Genomic DNA, 25,539 nt, shown 5'->3' on the forward strand with positions numbered 1-25,539 from the left:
GCGGGGCTCACGGTGAAGCTCCCCGCACTCTCGCTCCCGAACCCGGTCCATCCCCGCGTGCGCAGGGCTCACCACACGGTTTTGTGGATTCGGATGGGGCGGGGCGGTCCATCCCCGCGTGCGCAGGGCTCACCTCGTGGTCCGGCGCCCCGGTCTGGAGGAGATCGATCCATCCCCGCGTGTGCGGGGCTCACCACGTCCAGGCGGGCCATCTGGGCAGCCATCTCGGTCCATCCCCGCGTGTGCGGGGCTCACAGTTCGCGACCAGGCAAAACACGGGTCGTTATCTCCGCGTTATGCGAATGCGAGAGGCGAGGGCCCACACCCGGAGCAACTGTGTCACGAGGTGCACCGCAGGCTCAAGACTCGCGCCTTCCTCACCCTGAGCAATGGAAGACGACCATTCGACCACAAGGAGTGACGATGCTCAAGAGCGGGAACCCCACCCGCCGTTATCCCCCCGAATCAGCGATGATCTCCAGGGCTCGGATCACCTCACTGTCTTCCAGGACCACCTGTACCCCCGGAAGATGCCTCACCTTGAGCATCGCCTGCAATACATCGGCGAACGGCTGCTCTTTCAGGGCCAGCATGACCGCTTCTGCACGCGCCACTGCGCCCTGCTGCACCTGCCTGTCGATATCACGCAGCATGGACTTCGCCCTGACGAAAGCGAAACTCCTCCCCCTCACCAGTTCGGCGCGATTCAGCCGCAGAACATCGATCGTCACCTCTCCCCGCTCCGTGCGCCCCTGGTAGTCACCGATGGAAAGATTGAGGCGGAGATGATCATAAGGATCGTCGACAGTGGGATCTATGAGAAGAGCCTCCCCGCCCGGACCACAGGGAAAGGCGAAGCCTTTCGCCTCACTGTTACAGCGGGAGCAGGCCAGAAGATGGTTCGTCCAGTCGAACGCCCGCAGCGGGTTACGGGTAACGGGATCGAAGTGGTCCACATCCGTCCCGACATTCTCGCCGCAGTACATACACCGGTCCAGACCCGCCGCGAACCGGCACAGTTCCACACGCAGAAGTCCCCGCAGATCCCGGGCGTCCTTCCAGCGCCTCCGCGCCACAGTGCCGTCCGCGCGGTCCCGTTCCAGCCTCTGTGTCCTGCGGTCGAGCGTTTCCTCCAGGGCATGGGGAAGGACGGTCCGCGACAAGCGGATCACATCCGCTCCGTACCCGAGGCGCGGGACACCTCGTTCACCCGCGTCGCGAGAGAACTGGTCAGGGTGTGTCTCAACTCGACGTACTCGTCGATCTCTCCCGGAGTCGCACTCCCGTCGAGGACCCGGACCTCCAACTCGGAGAGCCTCTGCCGCTTCTTCTCGGCCTGCGGTGAATAGAGCGAGTCGACACCGAACAACTCGGTCAACAGGGCATCATCACCACTGCCGAAAACAATTCTTCGGTACAGGTCCTCCGACACCACGCGTGGAGCGGTCTCCTCGTTGACACCGGGCAGCCGGATCAGACCTCCCGGATCCGCGCTTTGGCAGACGTAGGGGCTGTGCGAGGAGACGATGAACTGCATGTGGGGAAAGTGGCGCTTGAGCCAGTCACCGATGGCCTTCTGCCAGCTCACATGAAGATGGACGTCGATCTCATCGATGAGAACGACACCGGAAACGAATACGGCCGGAACTCCGCTTTCGCTGTAGCCGTAAGCGCCTTCTTCCTCCAGGGAGAACACCTGGCGGACCAGGTCGAGAACGAGGGCGGTGACCGTACGGTAGCCGTCACTCAGTTCGGAGAGAGCCGATGTGTGGTCGCCCCGCCTCACCCACAGGCCGTCGGCGTCCACCCGGTCGACGGACAGGCCATCGGGCAGGAGGCCGTCGTTGAGCATGTCGGTGACGAAGGCGAGCCGCTCTCCGGCGTGGGATCTGCCCTCCAACTGGCGCAGGTGCAGGTCCTTGAGCCACTCGACCGCCTCCGCCGAGGAGACGTCCTCATTGAAAAGGCTCGCGAGCCGGGAAACCGGTCCCGGGCTCATACTCAGGCGTTGGGCCTGCGAGGCACCGCCTTCGAGACGCCGGAAGGGGCCGTAGCCGGCGACGAACCAGCCGCTCGCATCCTCTGCCCACGGCCCCGACCGGGGGATTTCGTCGTCGCTGACGTCTTCCGGGCCGGTGACACGGGTACCGCCCCGGGGCGCGCGGTTCTGGCGCCATAGGAGGGCTCCGGTGAAGGGGGTGCCAGAGGTCATCCCGGCGGCCGAGCCGGTGTCCTCCGCCCCGGGGATGATGGCCACGGTCACCTCCCCGGTATCGGCTCCCTGGGTCACCCAGTGGTCGAAATCGGGAACGAGGTTGCGCGCGAAGGAGGGGCCGACCAACGCGAGGGCGATCGTGCGCAGCAGCGTGGTCTTCCCCGAGCCGTTGCGACCGGCCAGGACGGTCCAGCTTCCGCGACCGTCGGAGGGGACGGGGAACTCCAGCTCACTAGCAGCGGTGGGGCCGTGGAAGCCACGGACTCCGTTGATGCTGATGTGCTCGATGTGCAAAAGGGACTCCGTCTGGATCTGGCGGGCACGCGTCGTAGAAGGGCGCTCCTCACCCGACGCGGGCAGTTCGCCGCTCGAGTGCGTGAAGCATGTACCGCAGAAGCGGAAACCGTCGCCGCTGCGGTCGTGCATGGACATCGGGGTGGTCTTCACGCGAACAGCGCTTGTGGTTGATGACAGAGCGCTGGGGGCAGGAGGACCCCGTTCCCGCATGCGCGGGGCTTAAAGGCATGTGAGGGCACTCTAGGGCACTCAAACGGACTGCGAGGCAGTACGCTCCGCGCGCGGGGCTCACTCGGAGAACCGGCGCACGTCTCACCCGCGGTCGGTCCATCCCCGCGTGCGCGGGGCTCACTTCTGGGCCATGGAGAGCGCCTTGCCGGTGCCCGGTCCATCCCCGCGTGCGCGGGGCTCACTCGGAAACCCAGGGGGCGCGGTCCTTCGGGGGCGGTCCATCCCCGCGTGCGCGGGGCTCACGCTGGGCGGGCTGTGCTTCGGGCACTCGCAGGCCGGTCCATCCCCGCGTGCGCGGGGCTCACCTCGCCGACCTCATCGCCGAGAACGCCCCCGGCGGTCCATCCCCATGTGCGCGGGGCTCACGCCGGTTGGAGGGGTCGCCCTCTCTGACCGGCCCGGTCCATCCCCGCGTGCGCGGGGCTCACAGTTCGCGACCAGGCAAAACGCGAGCCGTTATCTCCGCGTCATGCGAATGCGAGAGGTAAGAACCTAAGCCCGGAGCAACTGTGTCACGAGGTGCACCACCGGCTCAAGACGCGCGTCCGTCCTCTCCCGGGGTACAGGAGGGTGTTCTGGTGCGGCTTACCGCGTCTGGGGTTGGTGTTCCAAGCGAGGTCGGGAGCAACCGCGGCTGTGCAGGCGGACCCTTCCTCCCTTTCCGAGCGGTCGGGCGGGGCAGGCCTCGCCCGGACCCACCCCCGGACAGCACACCCCCACCACCCCGGACGTGCGGCCCACGTGTCTGCCTGTCCGTCTGCCCTCCGTTGCATCGTGGGGGCGGATCCGGCTCCGCCGGTCTGTACCTTCCCAAGCGGTGACCGTCTTGGAAGCCAAAGGTTCTGGTCGGGCGCGACCACAGACCGCCCTTCCCAACGGGTGACCCTCCTGGAGACCTCCACGTCCGTCTCACCCCCTGGAGCGGAGCACACGGGAGCGTGCCCCGAAACCCCCTGCGGCGGGCCGGGCAAGTACCTGCGGCCTTACCCCACGGGACCTCGCGTGGGAGCGACACCCTCCCGCTCTGGCGGAGCGCTCCAAGCGGGTGGACAACCCCCACCGGCGCGGCGAGCAAGTACGCGCGGCCCTCACCCCCGTGTGTCTGGGGAGCCGAGTACGCCCTCGTCAACCCCTGGAGTCGGGGTGGCGATCAATGCTCACCGGCCGTGCCTCGGGCCTGAAGACAGCGCACGCTCCACCCCCCATTGCGTTGAGGAGGGGCAAGTACCCGCGGCCCTACCCCGCGCGACCTGGCGTGGGAGCGATGCCCTCCGGACGTGGCTCAGCACTCCAAGAGGGCGAACACCCCCTACGCCCCCCGGGGGGATGAGCCCGGCAGGTCCCTGCGGCCCTCACCCACCCCCCGGAACCCGCCTTTCAAGAACGACGGTCGGCCATGGGCGTCCTCATTCGGCCGGGGGGCCGAACCACCTGTGGAGGGCGTCGGAGAGGTCCTCCGCGCCGTCCGCCAGCCACACCACGTGGCCATCGGGGCGCAGCAGGACGGCCGCCGCCTCCAGCTCCGCGCTCTCGTCGGTGACGTGGTCCACGCGGTCCTCCCAGCCCGCGACGGACAGCCCGCCCCGGTCCAGCAGCAGGCCCCGGCCGGCGTGCGTCAGGTCGTAGAGGCGGCCGGAGCGCTTCAGGGGCACGTCGCGGAGCCGCTTGCCCAGCAGGGTGCCGGTCCCCCGGCCGCCCACGTCGTAGCGGATGCCGGTGGCGATGATCTTCTCGGTGAGGTGGCGGTTGACCTCGTCGAAGTCCATCAGCTCCGACACCAGGCGGCGCACCGCCCTCGCCCCCGGCTCGGGGGACATCAGCTCCGTCTGCGCCCTGGTGTTGTCCAGCACCTCCGCCGCCACCGGGCGCCGCTCCGACTCGTAGGTGTCCAGCAGCGCCTCCGGCGCCCGGCCGTCCAGCTCGGCGGCCAGCTTCCAGCCCAGGTTGAACGCGTCCTGGAGCCCCAGGTTGAGCCCCTGCCCGCCCACCGGCGGGTGGACGTGCGCCGCGTCCCCGGCCAGCAGCACGCGCCCCTGCCGGTAGCGGTCGGCCAGCCGGGTCGCGTCGCCGAAGCGCGACGTCCACCGCGGTGAGTGCACCCCGAAGTCGGTCCCCGCGTACTCCCGGAGCTGCCGCTTGAAGTCCTCCAGGGCCGGCGCCGCCGTGCGCCCCTGCGACACCCCGTCGGCGGGCACGAGCACGCGGTGGACCCCGTCGCCGACCGGCCCGAGGCCGAACCACAGGTGGGTCTTGCGGACCTCGGCCATCGTCGCCGCCACCTCCTCCAGCGGCGCGGTCAGCTCCATCTCCCCCAGCAGCGCCTCCCGCCTGTTGGGCTCGCCCGGGAAGCCGACGCCCAGCAGCTTGCGCACGGTGCTGCGGCCCCCGTCGCAGCCGACGAGGTAGCGCGAGCGCAGCCGCGTTCCGTCGGCCAGCTCCGCCGTCACCCCCTCGGCGTCCTGCTCCAGGCCGACCAGCTCCGCCCCCCGGCGGATGTCGGCGCCGGCCTCGGCGGCGTGCTCCTCCAGCAGGCGGTCGGTGGTGGTCTGCGGGATGCCGAGCACGTAGCCGTGCTCGGTGTCGAGCCCGGTGGGGGCGGGCTTGTGGATGGCGGCGAAGAACCCGCCCAGGGGGTACTTCGTCCCGTGTTCGAGGAACCGCTCCAGCAGGCCCCGCTGGTCCATCACCTCGATACTGCGCACGTGCAGCCCCAGCGAGCGCACGAACGGGGGCCGCTCGGTGTCCTTCTCCAGCACGACGACCCCCGCACCGTGCAGCCGCAGCTCCGCCGCCAGCATCATGCCGGTCGGTCCCCCGCCGACGATGACCGCGTCGATCATGTGTCCCCCTGGTGTCACGCGATGGAAAGGGCGGCCCCCGCCAGGGGTCACGGATACCCGCAGGGGAGGGCCACGAGCGACGATTGTGCGCCATGCCCCGGGTCTTGCCGCAAGCCCCGGGGTGCGCTATAGATTGAGAGTGGCAGGAGGTTCCCGGAACCCCCTGCCTTTCGTTTCGGCCCCGCTCACTCCGGGCGGCCGGTCCCGTAGAGGTACATCAGCGCCGCGACCGTCGTGCCCGACGGCATCCGGTGCTCCCCCACTAACCGGGGGACGTCAGCGAGCGGTACCCACTCGATGCGCTCCGCCTCCCAGTCCTCCAGCGGGTCGCCGACGTGTTCGGCGGCGTCGGCGAAGAAGATGTGGTGCTCGGAGTCCGAGATGCCCGGGGTGGGGTGGACGTGCAGCAGGGGCCGCAGCGGCCCCGGACGCCACCCGGTCTCCTCCAGCACCTCGCGGGCGGCGGCGTCCCGCGGGCTCTCGCCCGGCTCGACCCCGCCGATGGGGATCTCGTAGCCCCACACGTCCGGGATGAACCGGTGCCGCCACTCCAGCAGGACCCGGTCCCGCTCATCCATCACCACCGCACCCGCGCCCGGCGCGGACCGGATCAGCCGGTGCTCCAGGCGCCGCCCGCCGGTGATCTCGACGTCCGCCGTCCGTACGTCCAACCAGGGGTCGGTGTACAGGGGCTCCTCCGAGTGGACGGTCCAGCGCACGGCTACTCCCCGGTGTCGGGTGACGGGTGACGCTGCAACCCAACCACGGCCCGGGGCACCTTCTCACGCGGCACCGCCCGGCGGGCCGCGGGACCCGCGGTCACCCCCTCCGGGGGCAGGCGGTCGCGCCCTGCGCGCGGTCCGGTGCCGTCGGGGGCGGCGGGCCGCTGACGGTCACGGGGTGATCAGGGCGGCGATGGCGGGGCCCTCCCGTGCGATCCAGCTCTCGGCGCGGGGCATCCGGTCCTTCACCCCCTCCTCCCACAGGCGGTGGAAGACCGGGTCCCTGTCCGCGGCGGCGCGCGCACTGGTGTGGAACCGGTGGATCATCCGTGTCGCCAGGGGCACCAGCTCCGCGCGCCGGCGCCCGGTCAGACCGTAGGCGTCGACGAAGACGGAGACCCGGCGGGCCGCGTCGAGGTCGGCGAAGCCGGGGGCGCGGTCCCGGGGGTCCAGCAGCGGGACCCACCAGTAGAGGGCGTTGGCGATCTCGTAGAGGCGGGTGGTGGGCCTGGCGAGGTCGAAGTCGATGAGGGCGGCGGGCAGGCCGTCGCGGAAAACGACGTTGCCGGGGCAGTAGTCGCGATGGCCCACCAGTTCGGGGGCACCCTCCACCGCCTCCCTGCCCGCGGCGGCGGAGCCGGGGATGCCGCCCCAGGTGGCGTCCGCGGGCGGGGTCCAGCCGTCGCCGGCCTCGTGCAGGAGCCGGATCAGCCGCGCCAGCGCGGCGAGGACGTCCTCGCCGGCGGTCTTGGCGGGCAGCGGCTCGCGGGGGACGTCGCCGGGGACGTAGGTCAGCACTTCGCGCCCCTGCTCGTCGGTGCCGAGCGGGACCGGTGCGTCGGTGAAACCGTTCCGGTGCAGGTGGGCGAGGTAGGCCTGGACCGTCCCGCTGAACGGCCGGAGCGGGCGGCGGACCGTGTCGCCCACCCGCACGATGCCCGGGGTGACGCCGTCGCCGACCAGGGGCAGGGCCTCCGGGCCGTCCTGACCGCCGCTGGACCGGTCGTGCACGGGATACCTCCGTCGGGCTGGGGAGAACGTGGGGGAAGCGCGGGCGGCCCTCCCCGGTGTTCGAGGCTACGCCCGGCACCCTGGCCGCGTTCCCCGGACCGGTGTCCGGCCGCCGGAGGGCACGGCCCTGAGGAACGGTGCCCCGAGCACGTCGGGGGTGGCGGTCCGGGGGCATGTGTGGCCCTTCAGGCCGGCTGCACGGGTGCGGCACCCCGGCTTTCACCCGGCGGGACGCCCATCCGGAAGTGCCGGGTTCCCGGATGGGCCTGTCGCGGGTCGGGGGCTTCTGGAAGGCTGGCCGCACGCCCCCGAAGCGGAAAGGACCCCGTGGAATCCCAGCCGCCGCACCCGCACCCGTCCCCGCCCTCCCCCGAGGGCCCACCGCGCCGGAACCTGCTGTGGCCGCTGGTCGCCGGGGCCGTGGCGCTCACCCTCCTCGTGGCCGCGGGCGGGGTGACCGCCTGGCTGCTGTTCATAGCCGAGCGGCCCGGGGGCGGCGAGAGCGTCGAGTTCCGCCTCGGGAACGGCCAGGACCCCGTTCCGGCCGAGGACGTCGACCTGGTCTCCGCCGTCCTGCACCGGCGCGTCGTGGACCTGGCGGCGGGCGAGCCGGCCATCACCGTCCAAGGCGACACCGCCCTCACCGTCGAGTTCCCCCCGGACACCGACGTGGCGGAGGCGACCGCCCTGCTGGAGCGCCCCGGCGTCATGGCCGTCCACCCCGTACTCGGCGCCGCGGTGTCCCCCGACGACGGGGACACGGTCCTGCCCGTCCCCAGTACCTCCGAGCTGCTGCGGGTGGGCCCCGCGGGACTCGGCAACGCGCAGGTCGCCTCGGCGGGGTTCGAGCACAACCCCTCCTACGGCCAGTGGGAGGTGCAGATCGAGTTCACCGGTGAGGGCGCCGGGACGTGGGCCACGATGACCGGCGAGGCCGCCTGCCAGTCCCCCGGCGACCCGCGCCGCCGGCTCGCGATCGTGGTGGACGAGGAGATCGTCTCGGCCCCCGAGGTCACCCCCGACGTGGGGTGCGGGGTCGGCCTCGACGTGGGCGCCACGGTCGTCACCGGGGGCTTCGAGCGCACCGAGGCCGCGGTCCTGGCCACCCTCGTCGGATCGGACCCGCTGCCCGTCGCCGTGACGGCGGTGCCCTAGGGTCGCCCGGACACGCTCCCCCGCCCTCGGCGGCCGGCACCCCTCCAGGAGGACCCTGTGACTTCGCTTCCCGACGTGGACGTGGTCGTCTTCGACATTCTCGGCACCATGGTCGACGAGCCCGGGGGGATCGGGCGCGGCATCCGCGCCCTGCTCCCCGGTGTGGACGACGCGCGGGCGGCCGACCTCCTCGCGCTCTGGCAGCGGCACGTCGACGAGCAGCAGCGGGAGGTCGTCGCGGGCCGGCGCCCCTACACGGACAGCACGGTGATCGACCGGGAGGCGGCGGAGCGCGTCGCCGCCGAGGCCGGGGTCGGCGACCCCGACGCTATTCGTGCGCTGGCGGCCTGCGCGCAGCGCCTGGAGCCGTGGCCGGACTCGGTGGCGGGCCTGGGGCGGATCGCCGCGCACCTGCCCGTGCTGGGGCTGTCGAGCGCCGGCCGTTCGGCGCTCACCCGCATCAACGCGCACGCCGGGCTGCGCTGGCACCAGGTGCTGTCCGCGGAGGACGTACGCGGCTACAAGCCCCACCCCGACGTCTACCGCCTCGCCGTGGCCAACACCGGCCTGGCCCCCGAACGCCTGCTCATGGTGGCCGCCCACGCCTGGGACCTGCGGGGCGCCCGGGACGTGGGCATGAGGACCGCCTACGTCGAGCGCCCCGTGGGCGACCCGCCCCGGCCGGACGACGCCTTCGACCTGGTGACGCAGGGACTCGACGAGCTGGCCGGGCTCCTGACCGGGGGCCGCGGCCCCGCGTGAAAATCATCCTGCGCCGCCCGGGAACGCCCGGGGCGCAGGGGATCCCGTGTCGCCGCACCCTCCGTTAGGGCAGGTCAGGCGCTGCACGCGCGGTGGCCTTGCGCTACAGTCTTCGAACGCAGGTTCGAAAGAGACGGTGCCTTCCCCGCGGCCGTCCCCGTCGGCGGAGGGGAGGGGTGTCGGTGTTCGCGCACCTGCGGGTCTCCTCGCACTACTCGATGCGCCACGGCACCGCCGCACCCGCACGGCTGGTCGAAGAGGCCTCCCGGCTCGGCCAGCCGTTCGCGGCCCTGACCGACCGCGACGGCGTGTACGGGACCGCCGAGCACCTGGACGCCTGCCGCCGGTCCGGGGTGCGCCCCGTGCTCGGGGTGGACCTGGCCCTGGCCTCCCCCGACCGGGGCCGGGTCGTCCTGCTGGCCCGCGGCGCCGCCGGCTGGGCCTCCCTGTGCCGCCTGGTCACCGCCGCCCACCACCGCCCCTCCGGACCGGTGGCGGTCACCCGCGAGGAGGTCGCCGGGCGCCCCGACGGCCTCGTGGTCCTGCTCGGCCCGGACTCCGACGTGGGCCGGTCGCTGGCCCAGCGGCGGGGCCCGCACGCCCGCGCGCTGCTCGCCGCCTGGCGGCGGACCGGCGCCGAGATCGTCCTGGCCCCGCACGACCACGGCGTGGACGGGCAGCTGCACGTCGCCCGCTCGCTGGTGCGGATGGCCGACGACGAACGGCTGCTGGCCGTGCTGACCAACACGGTCCGCCACCCCGCCGCCGACGACGCCCCCGTGGCACGGGCCCTGGACCGGATCCGCGGCTACGCCCCCGGCGGGTACTCCCCCGGTCCCGCCACCGACCGGGCCTTCCTCGCCGGCTCCGAGCACATGGGGGAGGTGGCGCTGGGGGTGTGCGGGGGCGACTCCACGCGCGCCCGCCGCCTGGTCGCCCACACCCTCGCCCTGGCCCTCTCGTGCGTCATGGACCCGGTCGCCGACCTGGGCGCGGGCCGCATCCACCTGCCCGACCGCCCCGGCGCCCCCGCCGAGCTGCGCGCCCGCCTGGAGTCCGGGGCCGCGCGGCTGGGCCTGGACCGCTCCCGCCCCGCCCGGGAACGGGTGGAGGAGGAACTGGTGACGGTGGCCCGCCTGGGCCTGGAGTCCTACCTGCTGACGATCGCGGACGCCGCCGACGCCATCCGCGCCGAGGGGATCCGGTGCAGCGCGCGGGGGTCGGCGGTGGGCAGCATGATCGTGCACCAGCTGGGCGTCTCGGCGGTCGACCCCCTGGAGCACGGGCTGCTGTTCGAGCGGTTCTGCGGCCCCGACCGGCCCATGCCCGACATCGACCTGGACGTGGAGTCGGCACGCCGCCTGGAGGCCTACGACGCGGTGATCGCCGCGCATTCGGGCGAATCCGCGGCGGTCGCGATGATCGACACCTACCGGGCCCGGTCGGCGCTGCGCGACGCCGGGCTGGCGCTGTCCATGCCGTCGGCCGAGGTGGAGCGCATCGTCGCCCTGTTCCCCCGGGTCAAGGCCTCCCGCATCTCCGAGACCATCGAGGACCTGCCCGAGCTGCGCACCATGGCGGGCTGGGACGGCCCGCGGGTGCGCGAACTCGTCGAGCTGGCGCAGCGGTTCTCCGACCTGCCCCGGCACGTGGCCATGCACCCGTGCGGCCTGGTGCTGAGCGACCACGCCCTGACCGACCGGGTGCCGACCCGCCCGGCGGGCAGCGGACACGCGATGGTGATGGCCGACAAGCACGCCGTGGAGTCCTGGCAGCTGGGGCTGCTCAAGCTGGACGTGCTGGGGGTGCGGATGCAGTCGGCGCTCGCCCACGCTCTCGGCGAGGTCGAGCGCACCACGGGTGAGCGCGTCGACCTGGACCGGGTGCCCGACGGCGACCCCGCGACCGCGCACATGATGGCGCACAGCCGCACCGTCGGCTGCTTCCAGACCGAGTCCCCCGGGCAGCGCGAACTCGTCTCCCGGCTGCGGCCGGCCACCGTGGCCGACCTGACCGTGGACATCAGCCTGTTCCGGCCCGGGCCGATCGGCTCCGACATCGTGGGCGCCTACCTGGCCGCCCGGGCCGGGGGCGGGGCGGTCCCCGCCGCGCACCCGTCGCTGGAGCCGATCCTGGCCGAGACCGGCGGTGTCATGGTCTGGCACGAGCAGATGCTGCGCGTCCTGGCCGCCATGACGGGCAGCGGGCTGCACCAGGCCGAGGCGATGCGCCGGGCGCTGGCCCGGCCGCAGGGCGTGCGCGAGGTGGCGGCGGAGTTCCGCGTCCGCGCCGCCGAGCACGGCCACCCCCGGGCGGTGGTCGACGCCGTGTGGGCGCAGGTGGCGGCGTTCGCCGCGTTCGGGTTCACCAAGGCGCACGGGGTGGCGTTCGCGCAGGTGTCCTACCGGTCCGCGTGGATGAAGCGGCACCACCCGGCGGCGTTCACCGCGGGCCTGCTCACCCACGCCCCGGGCATGTACCCGCGGCGCACCCTGCTCCAGGAGATGCGCAGGTTCGGGGTGCGCGTGCTGCCCCTGGACGTGCACGCCTCCGACCGGGTGTGGCGGGTGGAGCGGGTCGGCGACCTGGACCGGGGCGTGCGGCCGCCGCTGTCCGACGTCGGCTCCCTCACCGGCGCGGAGGCCGACCGGCTCATCGCCCGGCGGCCGTTCGCGGACCTGCGCGACCTCGTCGTGCGCGCCCGCCCCTCGGCCCCGGCACTGGACGACCTGGTGCTGGTGGGGGCCCTGGACGCCCTCACCGGCGCCGACCGGGAGGGCGGGCCGGACCGGCGGGACGTGCTGCTGCACGCCCACGCGCTGCTGCGGGCGCACCCGCCCCGGGCCGCCGGAGAGGGCCAGCTGGCCCTGCGCACCGGGCCGGACCGGGTGCGCGCGGGCCGGGCCGCGCCGATGACCCACCCGGAGCGGCTGGCGGAGGAGGGCCGGGTCCTGGGGTACGAGATCTCGGGGCACGTGATGGACCGCCACGCCGACCGGCTGGCCGAGCTGGAGGCCCGGCAGAGCCCCCGGCTGGTGGCCGCCGCCGACCTGCACCGGGAGCCGACCGGCGCCACCGTCGCCGTGGCCGGGCTGAAGGTGGCCGTGCAGACGCCGCCGATGCGCTCGGGGCGCCGGGTGATCTTCGCGAGCGTGGAGGACCGTACGGGGCTGGTGGAGGCCGCCATGTTCGCCGACGCCCAGGAGCACGGGGCGGCCGTGCTCCGCAGCGAGCCCTTCGTGGTGGTGACGGGGCGCGTGCGCCGCTCCGCCCCCGGAGCCCTGCCCACGCTGACCATCGCCACCGTGCGGCCCCTGGCGGAGTGACCGGCGCCGGGCCCGGTGCCCGTCGAGGAACCCCCGCGGCCCGGGCGGGAACACCCCGTGTCCGCCCCGGAGACCGCCGGGCACGCACCGGGCCCACCACCGGCCGTACGAAGCGGCGCGAACTGCAGAGCGCCCGAGGAACTCCCGGATCCCGCTCCGGAACGCCCAAGGCCCGGTCCGCGGCATCCCGCGCTCACCGGGGGCATCACCGGCCGCTTCCGTACCCCCTCTCCCGGGCGGGGGCGCCGGGACTGCTCCGCCCGGACCCGCCGGGGGCGGCCGACGCCGCGGCGCCCCTTCCCCGCGGGCCCGGCGCGCCGAGCGCGGACCCGGTGCCGCCGGAGACGGCCACGGGCCGACGGGGGCACGGCAGCGGAGGAGGGGCGCAAGCCCGGTGGCCCGGCCGCGGCGGGATCGGAGGCGGCGGGGGGTGCGGGGCTCGGTCCTGGTCTTGGGCATGGTCCCACCTGGTGGCTCGGGAGGGGAACGACCTTCGGTTCGCCTCCATTGTGCGCCGGGCCGCAGGGCCGCGAACGGTTTTCCACAGGGGCTCCCCGAACGGGGCCGGTTCCTTGAACGCCGCGGGGTGCATCCGCAATACCCCACCGGAGATCATGCGCTTTCCGTGCTTTTCCGGGGCGCCGAAACGCCACCCCTGTCACACCGCGATCGGATATATCGTCACAGTTCGACGGCGTATCGGGGCAAAGGCGGGACACCTCCCGCCGCCTCCGGTTCGGGACCTTGGTTTCCACTTCCGGAGAATGTGCGGACACACCGGCGGGCCGCATTCCCCGGAGGTACATTCAACGCTGCAAAGACACTTTTAAGGACTCCATGCGCGCACTTCCCGACACGGATTCGTCGTTCCTCCCCCGTGGAGCGGACGGTCCCACGAGCCCCTCCGTCCCCGCACCGTTCCCGCTCCCGTCCGGTCCGCCCGAATCCCCCTTCCCGGGGGCCCGGCCTCCCGGTCAGAGCGGCCCGCACCGGGGTTCCGGCCCCGACCGCACCCACCGGGTGCTCACGCTCGTCGGCGCCTCCGGCGCCGCGGCGGCGGCGCTGTCGGGCCTGCTGGCGTTCTCCCCGCTCCACCAGGCGTTCGGGGAGCCGGCCGCCGTCGGCCACTGCCTGCACGCCGACGCCGGTCGCGGGGCCCTGCCCTAGCGAACGTCCGCCACGCGGGAGCCGCCGGGCTCCCGCGTGGGCGAAGACCCGCCCCGGCAGGCCCTGTGCCCGTGGCGGTCGCCGGGCCTGCCGGGGCGGCCCCCGTGCCGGAACCCGGCGGTCCCGCACCGGCGCGGACCGGGGGAGCATGCCCGGCCGTTCCCTCCGCGCGGGCGCCCCTCCTCCCGGCGGGGCGGCGCAACCGCCCGGGCAGCCGGGGGAGCCCCTCGGCCCACGCCCGCTCCGCCGCCGCAGGGCCCCGGCGGCCCCGCCCGTCAGCGGACGCCCGCGCCCCCGGCGCGAACGCCCGCCCCCGCGGCGCTCCTGCGCACGGCCCACTCGGCGACCGCCAGGTTGATCAGCCACCCCGCCGCCATCAGCCCCGTGCGGGTCGCCTCACCCGGCTGGCCGAGCAGCAGCACCCAGGGCAGGTGCGTGAACACCTGCGTGCCCGCCCCCTGCCCGATCGCGTACGCGCGGACCATCCAGGCCCGGTGCCCGGCGGTGTCCCGGCGCCGCACCGCCGCGAACCCCAGCAGGATCGCCGCCGCCATCCCCGTCCCGAACACCAGCCGCACCGCGGTCAGCGACACGTCCTCCCCCTCGTTCAGCGGGTAGGAGAGCGACATCCAGACCCCCGTCAGCGCCGCGACGAGCCCCAGCGGCACCAGCGCCCGGCCCGCGAGGCGGTGCCAGCGGCGGCGGCGCAGCCCGGGCACGAACTGGAACGCGCCCAGCAGGCAGTAGGGCACGGCGGCGGCGATGTGCAGCACCACGGGCGCGGGGTCGGCGAAGAACCTGCTGTTCTCCGGGGTGGCCGGACCGCCGCCGGCCAGCTCGCCCAGGCGCGCGCCGCCCGCGATCACGGGGACGGCGCTGAGCAGGACCAGCAGGGCGGCGACGAGCCACGCGCGTCGGTCGGAGGGGGTCACGAGGGTTCCTTTCGCCGCCGCGAGGGCACCGTGCCCGGGGCGGTACCCCGATCGTGGCCCGCGCGCCCCCTCGGGGGCATCGGTCCCGGGGCCGCCACCGCCTCCGCCGAAAGCGGGAGGGCGTCCTCGTCCTTCCGGTCAGCGCGGGGTGCCGCTAACCCGCCCGGTCTCGTACGCCCACAGGGCGGCCTCGACCCGGTTGCGGGCGCCGATCTTGGCCATGAGGCCGGCGATGTGGGTCTTGACCGTGCTGACCGCGATGTAGGACTCGCGGGCGATCTCGCCGTTGGTCCGCCCGCGGGCCACCGCCTCCAGGATCTGCTCCTCCCGGTCCGTGAGCGCCTGGGCGGGCTGGGCCGGCGGCCCGGCCGGGCGGCGGCCGGCGAACGTGTCGAGCAGCCTGCGGGTGACGCCGGGGGCGATGAGCGCGTCGCCCGCGGCGGCGGCCCGCACCGCCTGGGAGAGCAGCGCGGCCCCGGCGTCCTTGAGCAGGAACCCGCGCGCCCCGGCCCGCAGGGCGGCGTACACGTACTCGTCGAGGTCGAACACGGTGATGACGACGACGGCGACCGGGTCCCGCACGTCGGGCCCGGCCAGCAGCCGGGTGGCCTCGATGCCGTCGGTGCCGGGCATGCGGACGTCGAACAGGCACACGTCGGGGCGCAGGCGCCGCGCCAGCTCGACGGCCCCGCGGCCGTCGGCGGCCTGACCGACGACCTCGATCCCGGGCTGGGCGTCCAGGATCATCGTCAGGCCGGTGCGGACGATCTCCTGGTCGTCGGCGACGACCACGCGGATGGCGGGCGCCCCCTCCCCCGCTCCCTCTCCCGCACTCATGCGGCGGCTCCCGACCGGGGCAGGCGGGCGGTGACGGTCCAGCCCCGGCCCGGGTTCGGGGCGGCCTCGCAGGTCCCGCCGAGCAGGGCGGCCCGCTCGGCCATGCCGGTGATCCCGTAGCCGGCCGGCCGGCGCGGGGCGGGGTCCCCGTCGTCGGCGACCCGCAGGTGCACCGAGGTGTCGTCGGCGGTGACGCGCACGCGGACGCGGGTGGCGCCGCGGGCGTGCCTGCGCGCGTTGGTGACCGCCTCACGGGCCAGGCGGTGGACGGTCGCCGCGACCTCCGGCGGCAGGTCGTCGAGGCCGTCGTCGACCCGCACCTCCACGGCCGGGCCGCCGGGCCCGGCCCCGGGGAGCGCCGCTCATCCCGCAGGGGCGGGCACTTCACACGAGACAGGATTCACCAAAGTCCTCTATACACCCCTATGTTGTTGAACAAAAGGGAGCGAAGAGATACTTTTCCACCATAGACCATCGCCACCGGAAACCACCCCGGCGGTGGGAAGGGACGGACGACGTGGACACGACACCGGGGAGCCGCCCGGCGCGGGAGCTGCGCGCGCGGCTGCGCGCCGACCTGACGGCGGCGATGAAGGCCCGCGAGCGCACGGCGGTCTCCGCGCTGCGCACCGCGCTGGCCGCCGTCGACAACGCCGAGGCGGTCCGGGCGCCCGAGGAGGCGGTCACCGCGGCCTCCGAGCACGTGGCGGGCGCGCGGCAGGGCGTGGGCTCCACCGAGGCCGCCCGCCGCGAGCTGTCCGCCGCCGACCTGGCGGACCTGCTGCGGGCCCAGGTCGACGAGCGCCGCGAGGAGGCCGCCCGTTACACCGCCCTGGGCCGGGGCGCGGCCGCCGAGCGGCTCCGGGCCGAGGCGGACGTGCTCGCCGTGTACCTCGCCGCCCCGGGACCCGGGGCGGCGTGAGCGCGGCACCGGGCCCCGCGCTCACCCGTCCATGCGCCCGCGCAGCACCTCCACCCCGTCCCCGTCCAGGTCGGCGAGGTGGGCCGGCCGGCCCGTCATGGCCATGATCAGCGCGAGCGTGCCGCCCCTGACCAGCGGCCCCTCCCCCGCCGCGAAGGGGCCGTCCGCGGCCTCCAGCCGCAGGCCCTTGACGCGGCTCCCGGCGACGACCACCTGGTCCGAGCCCCGGTAGTACTCCGCGACCCGCGTCAGGGTGTCCACCGGCCGGTCCGCAGCGATGCCCAGCGGGCGCCGGACGTCCTCGGCGTGCACGACGGCCTCGCCCAGCATGGCGATCCGGGGCAGCGGCGGCGACGTCGTACTCGCCACCACCGCGCGGAAGCGGGCGAGCGTGTCGGCGCCCGAGTCCCCCATCTGCTCGGCCAGGCGCATCGCGACCTGGGCGTCGAAGTCGAAGCGGCAGCGGACGACCCCGGCGAACCACCGCAGGCCGTTGAGGCTCGCCCCGGCGGTCAGGTGCGCGAGGACCTCGCGCACCGTCAGCCCCGTGCACAGCGACGGGGTCCGCCAGTCCTCCTCGGACAGGCCGGCCAGGTCGTCGGCCAGGGCCGCGCGCTCGGCGTGCACCTGCGGCCACGGGACCGGGCGGCGGTTCGACGGCATCATGCGACTCCTCACGAAGGAACGGGACTCCCATCCTTCACCCCGCCTGCGACAGAACCCCGGACCCCGCGGGCGCGCCGGCGGGGGCCGGTAGGGTGCCTGCGCCCTGCCCCCGACCACAGGAGGACCCCTGGGACCGGTGCGCGTCCACGTCGCCTACTGCGAAGGCTGGGACCCCGGGTCCCGTGCACCGGCCGGCCGGCTGAGCCCGGCCACCGCGCGCCGCCGGGACCGGGACGGAGAGCAGTACGCCGCCCTCCTGCGCACCCCCGGGGGAACCCCGCTCCTGCTCCTGGAGGTCGCCCGGCGCGAACGCTTCCTCCGGGTCGTCCTGCTGTCCCCCGACGGTCGCCGCGTGGGCCGCTTCCGGTACCTGCGCAAGCCCGGCCCCGACCGCCTGGTGCTGCTGGGCGGACGCCAGTGGGCGCGGCCGGACGAGGGCACCCCCGACCTGGTGGAGGCGCAGGAGCGGCTGGGGACGGAGTTCGAGCGCTCCTTCGGGGGCCGCTGCTTCGACGTGCGCGCCGGGTGGCGCACCCTGGACCTCACCTTCTTCGGGGGCGGCGCGCCGCCCCCCGGCGGCACGGCCTGGCGGGAGCACGTGGCGTCCCTGGCCGTCCTGGACGTGCCCGCCTTCGGCGACTGGGCCCGTCCGGCCGCCCTGCACCCGGACCTGTGGGGTCCGCTGGTCCTGTGTGAGGACGGCGCCCCGGACGGCCCCGCCGTCCCCGCGCCCTGGCAGCCGGTCCGCCCGCTGGCGCCGCCGGACCTCACCGGCCTGCTGCGGGAGGGGGGCGTGCGCACCTCCCCGGGTTTCCCCGGCTGGGGTCCGGCCCGGCTGCACGACGTCGACCTGGGCCGCCTGGACCTGCCCTCGGGGGACCTGGCCGTCGGCGGGGGCCAGGCGGTCGACGAGGGCCTGGCCGTGTACCGGGGCGTCCTCCCGCCGGGGCGGCACCGCGTGGTGGCCACCGTGGCCTCCTTCGCCTCGGGTGAGCCCCGGCTCCTTCCGGCGTCCTTCCCCGAGCGGTTCCCCGGTCCGGGCGACGTCCGGCTGGCCGCCGTGCGGATCCAGGCCCGCGACGCACCGGTCGCCTCCTGGGAGCACGCCCTCCAGGACGGGGAGGACCCGGGGGAGCTGGACGAGCGGGAGTTCTACGGGAGCTTCGCCCAGGGCGGGGTGTGCCTGGCCGACCCGGGCGTCGCCGAGCGCGTCGCCGACCACATGGCCGAGGACTTCGAGCGCTACGAACTCGCCTTCTGCGGGCACGGGAGCGCACTGGAGGAGTCCGCCGAGGCCGATGCCGCGCTGCGCTCCGCGGCGCGGGCCTTCCCCCGCGACACGGAGGCGTTCGTCCGCGCCCTCGGGTACGGTCCGGGCGACCCGGTACCGGACCGCGCGGACCTGGCCCGGACCGCCGCCCACGTGCGGGCCCTGCCGCCGCCCCCCGGGCGCCCGCCGGCCCCGCCCGTCCAGGGGGTGCTGCACCGCGAACTCCTGGGCGTGGTCCACCCGTACCAGCACACGGACCCGGCCTTCACCCTGCGCCTGCCCGGGGGCGGGACGATGTTCGTGGTGCGCCCGGGCCCGGTCTCGTCCGCCCCGCTGCGGATCGGACGGGACGCCTGCGGCGCACCGGTCCGCTTCGTGGTCGACGGCCGCCTGTTCGGGTGCTCCGCCGGGGAGGCGCGCCTGTGACGGCCCTGGAGCCCGCCCCCGGGTCTGGAGGGCCGAAGGGTCGGCCACAGTGGGAATCCGGGCCTCCCTCCGGGTATCGCCGGTGCGGGCCCGCCCCATGGCCCTGATCCCGCCCGGGACCGACCACAGGAGGCACGCGCGTGGGTTACCTGCGGTTGCTGCGGCAAGGGCGCGTGGCGGCGCTGTGGTCGGCACAGCTCGTGGCGGTGGTGGGGGGCCGCCTGTACGCGCTGGCCGTCATGTGGCTGGTGTGGGAGGCCACCGAGTCGGCCTTCCTCATGGGCCTGGTCGCGGTGCTGGAGTCGCTCCCCTACATCCTGATGGGCGCCTTCGGCTGGCGGCTGACCGCCCGCCTGGCCACCTGGGGCCGCCTGGCCCTGGTCCAGCTGGCGTACGCCGCCGTCGTGGCCGCGGTGCCCCTGGCCTGGGCGCTGCTGGACTCCCGGGCGGCGGAGGCGGGGGCGGCCGGGGCCGCGGACTCCGCCGCGCACCTGCGGGTGGCGGTGCTGCTGGTGGTCGCGCTCCTGGTGGGGACCGCCTCCTCCCTCCTCGAACCGCTGCTGCCCGCCCTGGCACCGTCGCTGGTCGACGGCGACCGGGTGCGGCCGCTGATGGGGCTGCTGGACCTGGCCGGCCGGCTGGCCCGCATCCTGGGCCCCGGGGCGGCCGGGGCCCTGCTGCTGGTGGTGGACGAGGTCGGCTTCTACGGGGCGACCGCGGCGGCCTTCCTCGTCAGCGCGGCGGTCATCGCGGGCCTGGGCGGCGTGCCCGGGTCGGCGCGGCCCGCCCCCGGGCCGGGCCCGGGGCCCGGTCCCCGCACTCCGGCGCCCCTCGCGCACCGTCCGTCCCACCCGGCCGCGCGGTCGCGCCTTCCCCACGCCCCGCCGCAACCGCTCCGTCCCGGGGCCACCGCCGCCGGGTGGCGGATCCTGGTGCGCTCGCACCCCTCCGTGGCGGTCGCGGTGGTGCTCAACGGGGCCGGGCAGCTGGCGGCGACCGCCTCGGCGGTGGGCCTGCCCATCCTGCTCACCACCGTGCACGGGCAGGGCATGGCCGTCTACGGGGCGCTGACCGCGCTGACGGCCGCGGGGGCGGTGGCGGGCAACCTCGCCGTGGGCAACCTGCGCCCGCGCGGGCCGTGGCTGCCGGTGTTCTGCGCGTCGTGGGCGGTGGCCGGGGTGCTGCTGGCCGCCATGGGGCTCGCGCCCACGGTGGGGGTGCTGGCGGCGGTCATGGTGCTGTCCGGGGCGGCCATGCCGTGGGCGAGCGTGACCCTCCAGGTGTCCATCGCGGACCGCTTCCCGGTCGCGGAGCGGGTGGCGGTGCTGTCCGCGCACCACATGGTGGTGCGGCTGTGCGGGACGGCGGGGATGCTGGTGGTGCCGCTGCTGGTGGCCGCCGACCCGCCGACGGGACTGGCCCTGACCGGGCTGGGGCTGGTGGCGGCGGCGCTGGCCGCCGGGGTGCTGGGGCGGCGCATCCCCGAGACCGCCCCCGAAGGCTAGAAGCCCGCCGGAAGGCAGAAGGGGCGGGCCCCCGGAGCCGATCGCGGCACCGGCCACCGGGGCGCCGGGACGGCACACCCCCGAAACCGCCCCCGAGGGGTGGCGGGGCGGGGCCCGGGGCCCCGCCCCGCGTCCCTACACGGCGGGCAGGATCCTGCCCGTCACCTCGCCGAAGTGGACGACGGTCCCGTCCGGGCCGGGCGCGGTCGCCGTGATGACGACCTCGTCGCCGTCCTCCAGGAAGGAGCGCTCGGTCCCGTCCGGCAGCCGCAGCGGCTCCTTGCCGCTCCAGGACAGTTCCAGCAGGCTGCCCCGCTGCCCCGGCTCGGGGCCGCTGACGGTGCCCGACGCGTACACGTCGCCGGTGCGCAGCGACGCCCCGTTGACGGTCATGTGGGCGAGCTGCTGGGCGGCCGTCCAGTACATCTGCGAGAACGGCGGACGCGACACCGGGTGGCCGTTGAGCCGCACCTCCAGCCGCAGGTCCAGGCCCCAGGGCGCGCTCCCGCGCAGGTAGGGCAGCGGCTCGGGGTCCTGGGCGGGCTGCTCCACCCGGGCGGACTCCAGGGCGGCCAGCGGCACGATCCACGGGGAGACCGAGGTGGCGAACGACTTGCCCAGGAACGGGCCCAGCGGCACGTACTCCCAGGCCTGGAGGTCGCGCGAGGACCAGTCGTTGAGCAGGAACACGCCGAACACGTGGTCGGGGAAGCCGTCCACCGCGACCCGGCCGCCCATCGGGGCGGGGGTGCCGACCACGAACCCGACCTCGGCCTCGATGTCCAGCCGCACCGAGGGCCCGAACACGGGCGCCGGGTCGTCGGGGGACTTGCGCTGGCCGGTGGGGCGGACGATGTCGGTGCCCGAGGCCACGATGGTGCCGGAACGGCCGTGGTACCCGATGGGCAGGTGCTTCCAGTTGGGGGTGAGCGGCTCCTGGCCGGGGCGGAACATCCGGCCCACGTTGGCGGCGTGGTGCTCGGAGGCGTAGAAGTCCACGTAGTCGGCGACGGTGAACGGCAGGTGCAGCCGCACCGCGTCCCGGTCCACCAGGTGGGGGCGGACCGCGGCCTCGTGGGCGGGGTCGGTGAGCCACTCCACCAGGTCGGCGCGGACCCGGTCCCACACGGGGCGTCCGGCGGCCAGCAGCGCGTCGAGGTTCGGCGCGCCGAGCAGGTCGGCGTGGGGCGATCCGGTGGCGCGGGCGGCGGCGCCCAGGTCCAGGACGTGGGCGCCGACGGCGGTGCCGACGCGGGTGGCGCCGTCCCCGCCGGTGCTGAACACCCCGTAGGGCAGGGTGGCGAGGCCGAACTCGGCGTCCCGGGGCAGGTCGATCCAGCTGTCGGGCATGGGTGTGCGCTTTCTGGGTGCGGGCCCGCGGCCGGGGCGGCGGTGCCGGTCCGGCCGCGGGGGCGGTCGTGGTCGGTCAGGGGCCGAGCGCCCCGAGGACGACGAGGTCCTCCAGGGGCTCGATGATGCTGCACGTTCCGAAGGAGCGGAAGCCCGCCCGGACCGCGGCGGCCTCCCCGGCGGTGAGCCCGGCGGCGCGGGAGGCCAGGGACTTCCCGTCCCGGTCGGCCAGGACCCCGGCCGCGTCGGCGGCGGTCCCGCCCCTGACCAGGGTGTCCGTGGCCAGCAGGACGTTGAGGAAGCCGTGCTGCTCGAAGCCCTCGGCGGTGGTGTGCCGGACGGCGTGGTGCAGCCCGGCGGTGCACTTGAAGGGCACGCCGAGGCCGACGGCCGCGTACAGGAACCCGGCCAGCTCGTCCTCGGCCGGGTGGGCCTGCGCGGTCAGCCCGCCGGTGCGGAACTTGGCGCTGCGCCCGGCGGCGGCCAGGGCCTCCAGGTCCGCGCGCACGCCCTCGGGCCCGCCCTGGCGGGACACCTCCACGTACCCGTCGGCCGGCCCGGCCTCCCCCGACCCGTCGGGCAGGTGGGCGGCGAGGGCGGCGGCGACCCCGGCGGCGCCGCCGGGCGGGGCCGCGGCCTCCACGCCGCGCAGGCGCAGCGCGGGGTCGGCCAGCACCGCCCCGACGGCGGGGGCGACCCCGTCGGCGCCGCCGGGGACGGTGACCACGACCTCCAGCGGCGGGTGGCTGCCGTCCTCGCGGGAGAGCACGGCGCGCAGCTCGGCCACGCGCGCGTCGGAGACCAGGAAGGGTCCCACGTAGGCGGCCCGGGACGAGTCCAGGTACCGGCGGTGGGCGGGCAGGGCCTCGCCCATGGGGGCGTTGCCGGGCGGGAACAGCGCGGCGTCGTCGAACAGGGAGCGGTACAGGGCGTCCCCGGCCCCGCCCCGGGCCGCGTCGGCGGTGCTCACGGTTCCCGCTTCCCGCCGGCCCAGGTCCAGGCGTAGGAGCCGTCGTCGGAGGCGGTCCCGCCCTCCCCCAGGTCCAGCGGCCGGAAGGTGTCCACCATGACGGCCAGCTCGTCGAACCGCTCGGCGCCGATGCTGCGCTCGTAGGCCCCGGGCTGCGGGCCGTGGGAGTGGCCGCCGGGGTGCAGGGAGATCGAGCCCTGGCCGATCCCGGAGCCCTTGCGGGCCTCGTAGTCGCCGCCGCAGTAGAACATGACCTCGTCGGAGTCCACGTTGGAGTGGTAGTACGGCACGGGGATCGCCCCGGGGTGGTAGTCCACCTTGCGCGGCACGAAGTTGCAGATGACGAAGTTGTGGCCCTCGAACACCTGGTGGACGGGCGGCGGCTGGTGCACCCGGCCGGTGATGGGCTGGAAGTCGTCGATGTTGAACGCGTACGGGTACAGGCAGCCGTCCCAGCCGACCACGTCGAACGGGTGGGTGGGGTAGGTGTAGCGGGTGCCGGAGATGCCGCCGGGGCCGTCGCCGCGGTGCTTGATCAGCACGTCGACGTTCTCGCCCTCGGCCAGCAGGGGCGCGGAGGGCCCGCGCAGGTCGCGCTCGCAGTAGGGGGCGTGCTCCAGGAGCTGACCGTACCGGGACAGGTACCGCTTGGGCGGGGCGATGTGGCTGTTGGCCTCGACCACGTAGGCGCGCAGCGGCCCGTCGCCGGTGGGCACCCAGCGGTGGGTGGTGGCCCGGGGCAGGATGACGTAGTCGCCGCGGCCGACCTCCAGGAGGCCGAACACGGTCTCCACCCGGGCGCTGCCGGACTCGACGTAAACGCACTCGTCGCCGATGCCGTTGCGGTACAGCTCCGAGGGGGCCCCGGCGACGACGTAGGAGATGCGCACGTCGTCGTTGCCCAGGACCAGGCGGCGCGACTCGACGACGTCGGCGGCCTTCCACTCCTGGTCGCCGAAGAGCGTGTGCAGCTTGAGGTGCCGGGGCACCATCGGCGCGTTGCGGGTGCGGCTCTGGTCGGGGACCCGCCACTCGGCGGCGTCGACGATGGCCGAGGGGATCGCCCGGTGGTAGAGCAGCGAGGAGTCGGAGGAGAAGCCCTCCTCCCCCATCAGCTCCTCGTAGTAGAGGCCCCCCTCGGGGGTGCGGTGCTGGGTGTGGCGGGTGCGGGGCACCTCGCCGACCTGGCGGTAGTAGGCCATGGCGCCTGTCCTCCGGGTGGTCGTCGGTGGTCGTGGTGCTGTCGGCGGCGTCCGCGTCAGAGCGCGGGCGCGGGGTGTTCGGGGGCGGCGGCCCGCCCCAGGCAGGTGCGCACGGCCGCCGCGACGGCCGCCGGGTCGGCGGCGTCGACGACGGCGGCGATGTGGGCGTCGGGGCGCAGCACCCAGGCCTGGCCGGGTTCGGTGTCCAGGGCCTGGGCGAGGGCGCCGGTGGCGTCGATGTCGGTGAGGCGGTACCCGGCGACGGGGGCCGCGGTGGCCTCGCGGGCGGCGTCCAGGGCGCGTTCGAGCAGGGCGGCGCCGGCGCCGCCGGGGTCCGGGCCCAGCAGCAGGGTGACGCCCTCGCGCAGCAGCGGGCGCAGCCGGGCGGGCGCGTCGGCGGGGCCGCCGGGCAGCGCGACGGGGGCGTCGGGGACGATCACCCCGGGGCAGGGCGCGGGCGCCAGGCCGCGGGGCGGGCGCCCGCCGAAGGGGCGCTGCGGGCAGGGCGTGGTCAGGGGCGAGTCCACGTACCAGAAGGGCTCGGCCAGGCGGCCGGAGTCGACCAGGGCGCGGGCGGCCCCGTCGGTCAGGGCCCGCTCCAGGACGTCGGCCCGGGTGGCGTGCCCCTCCTCGTCCTGGGGGACGAGGAAGCGCATGGTGGCGCCGGTGACCTCGGCGTTCTCCAGGGCGGCGGCGTGGCGCTCGGTGTGGTAGGTCTCCAGGAACTCCTCGTCCGCCCAGCCGGAGCGGACGTAGGCGATCTTCCAGGCGGCGTTCTCGGCGTCCTGGACGCCGGAGTTGAGGCCGCGCGCGCCGAACGGGGCGACCAGGTGGGCGTTGTCGCCCAGGAGCAGGACGCGGCCCGCGCGCATGCGGTCCGCCACGCGGGTGTGGAACCGGTAGACCGAGTGCCAGACGATCTCGTAGGGCTTCTCGCCGATGATCCGCCGGATGCGGGCGTCCAGGCGCCCGGCGGCCTCCTCGGCCTCCAGGTCGAAGTCGGCGGGGACCTGCCAGTCGATGCGGAACACCGAGTCGGGGCAGGGGTGGATGAGGACCTGGCGGCCCGGGTTCCACTCGGGGTCGAAGTAGAAGCGGCGCTCGCGGGCCCAGTCGCCCAGGTCGGCGCGGATGTCGCAGATGAGGAAGCGGTCCTCGAAGCTGGTGCCCTCGAAGCCCAGGCCCAGGGCGCGGCGGACGACGCCGCCGTGGGCGCCCAGGCAGGACAGGGCGTGCGTGCCGCGCAGGCGGACCGGCCCGGCGGGGGTGTCGCAGGTGACGGTGACGCCGTCGGCGTCCTGCTCGATCCCGGTGACGGTGTGGTCCCAGGAGGTGGCCACCCCGGCCTCGGTGAGGCGGCGGTCCAGGATCTCCTCGGTGCGGGACTGGGAGAGGTTGACGAAGGGCGGCAGCGGCGAGGCGCCCGGGTCGGCGAGGCGGACGCTGAACAGCTCGCTGTCCCGGTAGAAGGTGCGGGCGGTGTCCCAGGTCAGGCCTTCTTCGGCGATCTCCCCGGCGCCCACCCAGTCCCACACGTCCAGGACGTCGCGCTGCTGGCAGATGGCCTTGGAGCCGACGGCGTCGCGCTCGGGCCGGGAGTCGACGACGCGGACGGGGACGCCGCGCCGGGCCAGCAGCAGGGCCGCGGTCTGGCCGACCGGGCCGGCGCCCAGGACCAGGACGGGCTCGGCGGAGGTGTCGGCGGGGGGTCGTGGAGCGGGAGGTCGCACGTC

The 25,539-nt window shown here is 75.2% G+C and carries 20 protein-coding genes and 1 CRISPR repeat array; of the genes, 7 read left to right on the forward strand and 13 right to left on the reverse strand.

The features are described 5' to 3' along the window. Window positions 1-452: 452 nt before the first annotated feature. The 5 genes from BUE45_RS02490 to BUE45_RS02510 form a co-directional block, all read right to left on the reverse strand. Window positions 453-1,172, reverse strand: a complete 720-nt coding sequence (locus BUE45_RS02490) for an HNH endonuclease (protein ID WP_245832723.1) — start codon at window positions 1,170-1,172, stop codon at window positions 453-455. Next, window positions 1,169-2,647, reverse strand: coding sequence for an AAA family ATPase (locus BUE45_RS02495; protein ID WP_245832725.1), 1,479 nt, complete (start codon window positions 2,645-2,647; stop codon window positions 1,169-1,171). The genes BUE45_RS02490 and BUE45_RS02495 overlap by 4 nt, the downstream gene beginning before the upstream one ends. Before the next feature lie 188 nt (window positions 2,648-2,835). Next, window positions 2,836-3,171: direct repeats of the CRISPR family, unit length 29 nt; unit sequence CGGTCCATCCCCGCGTGCGCGGGGCTCAC. Between the two features lie 978 nt (window positions 3,172-4,149). Further along, window positions 4,150-5,583 carry a rifampin monooxygenase gene (rox, locus tag BUE45_RS02500; protein ID WP_073374436.1) on the reverse strand — a complete coding sequence of 478 codons (1,434 nt, stop codon included), beginning with the start codon at window positions 5,581-5,583 and terminating at the stop codon, window positions 4,150-4,152. Between the two features lie 185 nt (window positions 5,584-5,768). Continuing rightward, window positions 5,769-6,302, reverse strand: coding sequence for an NUDIX hydrolase (locus BUE45_RS02505; protein WP_073374438.1), 534 nt, complete (start codon window positions 6,300-6,302; stop codon window positions 5,769-5,771). Window positions 6,303-6,476: 174 nt separating this feature from the next. Further along, complete coding sequence (locus tag BUE45_RS02510) at window positions 6,477-7,316, reverse strand: phosphotransferase enzyme family protein (protein ID WP_073374440.1); 840 nt, start codon at window positions 7,314-7,316, stop codon at window positions 6,477-6,479. A 327-nt stretch (window positions 7,317-7,643) separates the two neighbouring features. Here BUE45_RS02510 and BUE45_RS02515 point away from each other — a divergent pair, with 327 nt between their 5' ends. The 4 genes from BUE45_RS02515 to BUE45_RS32365 all read left to right on the forward strand — a co-directional run bounded on the left by BUE45_RS02515 (window position 7,644) and on the right by BUE45_RS32365 (window position 13,726). Then, window positions 7,644-8,471 carry a SecDF P1 head subdomain-containing protein gene (locus BUE45_RS02515; protein ID WP_073374442.1) on the forward strand — a complete coding sequence of 276 codons (828 nt, stop codon included), beginning with the start codon at window positions 7,644-7,646 and terminating at the stop codon, window positions 8,469-8,471. 57 nt (window positions 8,472-8,528) lie between these two features. Continuing rightward, on the forward strand, window positions 8,529-9,233 hold the full coding sequence (locus tag BUE45_RS02520) for a haloacid dehalogenase type II (RefSeq protein ID WP_073374444.1): 705 nt from the start codon (window positions 8,529-8,531) through the stop codon (window positions 9,231-9,233). A gap of 182 nt (window positions 9,234-9,415) precedes the next feature. After that, complete coding sequence (locus BUE45_RS02525) at window positions 9,416-12,559, forward strand: PHP domain-containing protein (protein ID WP_073375331.1); 3,144 nt, start codon at window positions 9,416-9,418, stop codon at window positions 12,557-12,559. A gap of 1,020 nt (window positions 12,560-13,579) precedes the next feature. Next, entirely contained in the window at window positions 13,580-13,726 is a 147-nt protein-coding gene (locus BUE45_RS32365) for a hypothetical protein (RefSeq protein ID WP_178378427.1), read from the forward strand. Between the two features lie 275 nt (window positions 13,727-14,001). Here the strand turns inward: BUE45_RS32365 and BUE45_RS02530 are convergent, their stop codons facing one another. The 3 genes from BUE45_RS02530 to BUE45_RS02540 form a co-directional block, all read right to left on the reverse strand. After that, a complete protein-coding gene (locus BUE45_RS02530; protein WP_073374446.1) occupies window positions 14,002-14,658 on the reverse strand; it encodes a DUF2306 domain-containing protein in 657 nt (218 codons plus the stop codon). Window positions 14,659-14,796: 138 nt separating this feature from the next. Next, complete coding sequence (locus BUE45_RS02535) at window positions 14,797-15,495, reverse strand: response regulator (protein ID WP_073374448.1); 699 nt, start codon at window positions 15,493-15,495, stop codon at window positions 14,797-14,799. Further along, window positions 15,492-15,815 carry a sensor histidine kinase gene (locus BUE45_RS02540; RefSeq protein WP_245832727.1) on the reverse strand — a complete coding sequence of 108 codons (324 nt, stop codon included), beginning with the start codon at window positions 15,813-15,815 and terminating at the stop codon, window positions 15,492-15,494. The genes BUE45_RS02535 and BUE45_RS02540 overlap by 4 nt, the downstream gene beginning before the upstream one ends. 197 nt (window positions 15,816-16,012) lie before the next feature. On the opposite strand from BUE45_RS02540, the gene BUE45_RS02545 reads away from it, so the two are divergent. Then, window positions 16,013-16,417 (forward strand): GatB/YqeY domain-containing protein, encoded by a 405-nt coding sequence (locus BUE45_RS02545; RefSeq protein WP_073374450.1) that lies wholly within the window; start codon window positions 16,013-16,015, stop codon window positions 16,415-16,417. A 21-nt stretch (window positions 16,418-16,438) separates the two neighbouring features. Here the strand turns inward: BUE45_RS02545 and BUE45_RS02550 are convergent, their stop codons facing one another. Beyond that, window positions 16,439-17,083: a maleylpyruvate isomerase family mycothiol-dependent enzyme gene (locus BUE45_RS02550; RefSeq protein ID WP_073374452.1), complete on the reverse strand. Its 645-nt coding sequence runs from the start codon at window positions 17,081-17,083 to the stop codon at window positions 16,439-16,441. Window positions 17,084-17,219: 136 nt separating this feature from the next. On the opposite strand from BUE45_RS02550, the gene BUE45_RS02555 reads away from it, so the two are divergent. Both BUE45_RS02555 and BUE45_RS02560 read left to right on the forward strand, forming a co-directional pair. Continuing rightward, window positions 17,220-18,779, forward strand: coding sequence for a DUF4241 domain-containing protein (locus tag BUE45_RS02555; RefSeq protein ID WP_073374454.1), 1,560 nt, complete (start codon window positions 17,220-17,222; stop codon window positions 18,777-18,779). 140 nt (window positions 18,780-18,919) lie between these two features. Continuing rightward, window positions 18,920-20,284 carry an MFS transporter gene (locus BUE45_RS02560; RefSeq protein WP_073374456.1) on the forward strand — a complete coding sequence of 455 codons (1,365 nt, stop codon included), beginning with the start codon at window positions 18,920-18,922 and terminating at the stop codon, window positions 20,282-20,284. A 135-nt stretch (window positions 20,285-20,419) separates the two neighbouring features. On the opposite strand, the gene fahA is transcribed toward BUE45_RS02560, so the two are convergent. The 4 genes from fahA to BUE45_RS02580 all read right to left on the reverse strand — a co-directional run bounded on the left by fahA (window position 20,420) and on the right by BUE45_RS02580 (window position 25,536). Then, window positions 20,420-21,634 carry a fumarylacetoacetase gene (fahA, locus tag BUE45_RS02565; RefSeq protein ID WP_073374458.1) on the reverse strand — a complete coding sequence of 405 codons (1,215 nt, stop codon included), beginning with the start codon at window positions 21,632-21,634 and terminating at the stop codon, window positions 20,420-20,422. A gap of 76 nt (window positions 21,635-21,710) precedes the next feature. After that, the gene (locus BUE45_RS02570) at window positions 21,711-22,604 is read right to left on the reverse strand and encodes a hypothetical protein (protein ID WP_073374459.1); all 894 of its coding nucleotides are present in this window, start codon (window positions 22,602-22,604) and stop codon (window positions 21,711-21,713) included. Beyond that, window positions 22,601-23,806 carry a homogentisate 1,2-dioxygenase gene (locus tag BUE45_RS02575; RefSeq protein WP_073374461.1) on the reverse strand — a complete coding sequence of 402 codons (1,206 nt, stop codon included), beginning with the start codon at window positions 23,804-23,806 and terminating at the stop codon, window positions 22,601-22,603. The genes BUE45_RS02570 and BUE45_RS02575 overlap by 4 nt, the downstream gene beginning before the upstream one ends. A gap of 56 nt (window positions 23,807-23,862) precedes the next feature. Continuing rightward, the gene (locus BUE45_RS02580; RefSeq protein ID WP_073374463.1) at window positions 23,863-25,536 is read right to left on the reverse strand and encodes an FAD-dependent monooxygenase; all 1,674 of its coding nucleotides are present in this window, start codon (window positions 25,534-25,536) and stop codon (window positions 23,863-23,865) included. Between the last annotated feature and the right edge of the window lie 3 nt (window positions 25,537-25,539).

It is taken from the genome of Nocardiopsis flavescens (assembly GCF_900141985.1).
GTDB classification, from domain to species: Bacteria; Actinomycetota; Actinomycetes; order Streptosporangiales; family Streptosporangiaceae; genus Nocardiopsis; species Nocardiopsis flavescens.

Bases quoted from the DNA above. Each gene is read 5' to 3' on its own strand.
- BUE45_RS02550 (WP_073374452.1), bottom strand. From the start codon at position 17,083: ATGATGCCGTCGAACCGCCGCCCGGTCCCGTGGCCGCAGGTGCACGCC.
- rox (WP_073374436.1), bottom strand. From the start codon at position 5,583: ATGATCGACGCGGTCATCGTCGGCGGGGGACCGACCGGCATGATGCTG.
- BUE45_RS02575 (WP_073374461.1), bottom strand. From the start codon at position 23,806: ATGGCCTACTACCGCCAGGTCGGCGAGGTGCCCCGCACCCGCCACACC.
- BUE45_RS02495 (WP_245832725.1), bottom strand. From the start codon at position 2,647: ATGTCCATGCACGACCGCAGCGGCGACGGTTTCCGCTTCTGCGGTACA.
- BUE45_RS02535 (WP_073374448.1), bottom strand. From the start codon at position 15,495: ATGAGTGCGGGAGAGGGAGCGGGGGAGGGGGCGCCCGCCATCCGCGTG.
- fahA (WP_073374458.1), bottom strand. From the start codon at position 21,634: ATGCCCGACAGCTGGATCGACCTGCCCCGGGACGCCGAGTTCGGCCTC.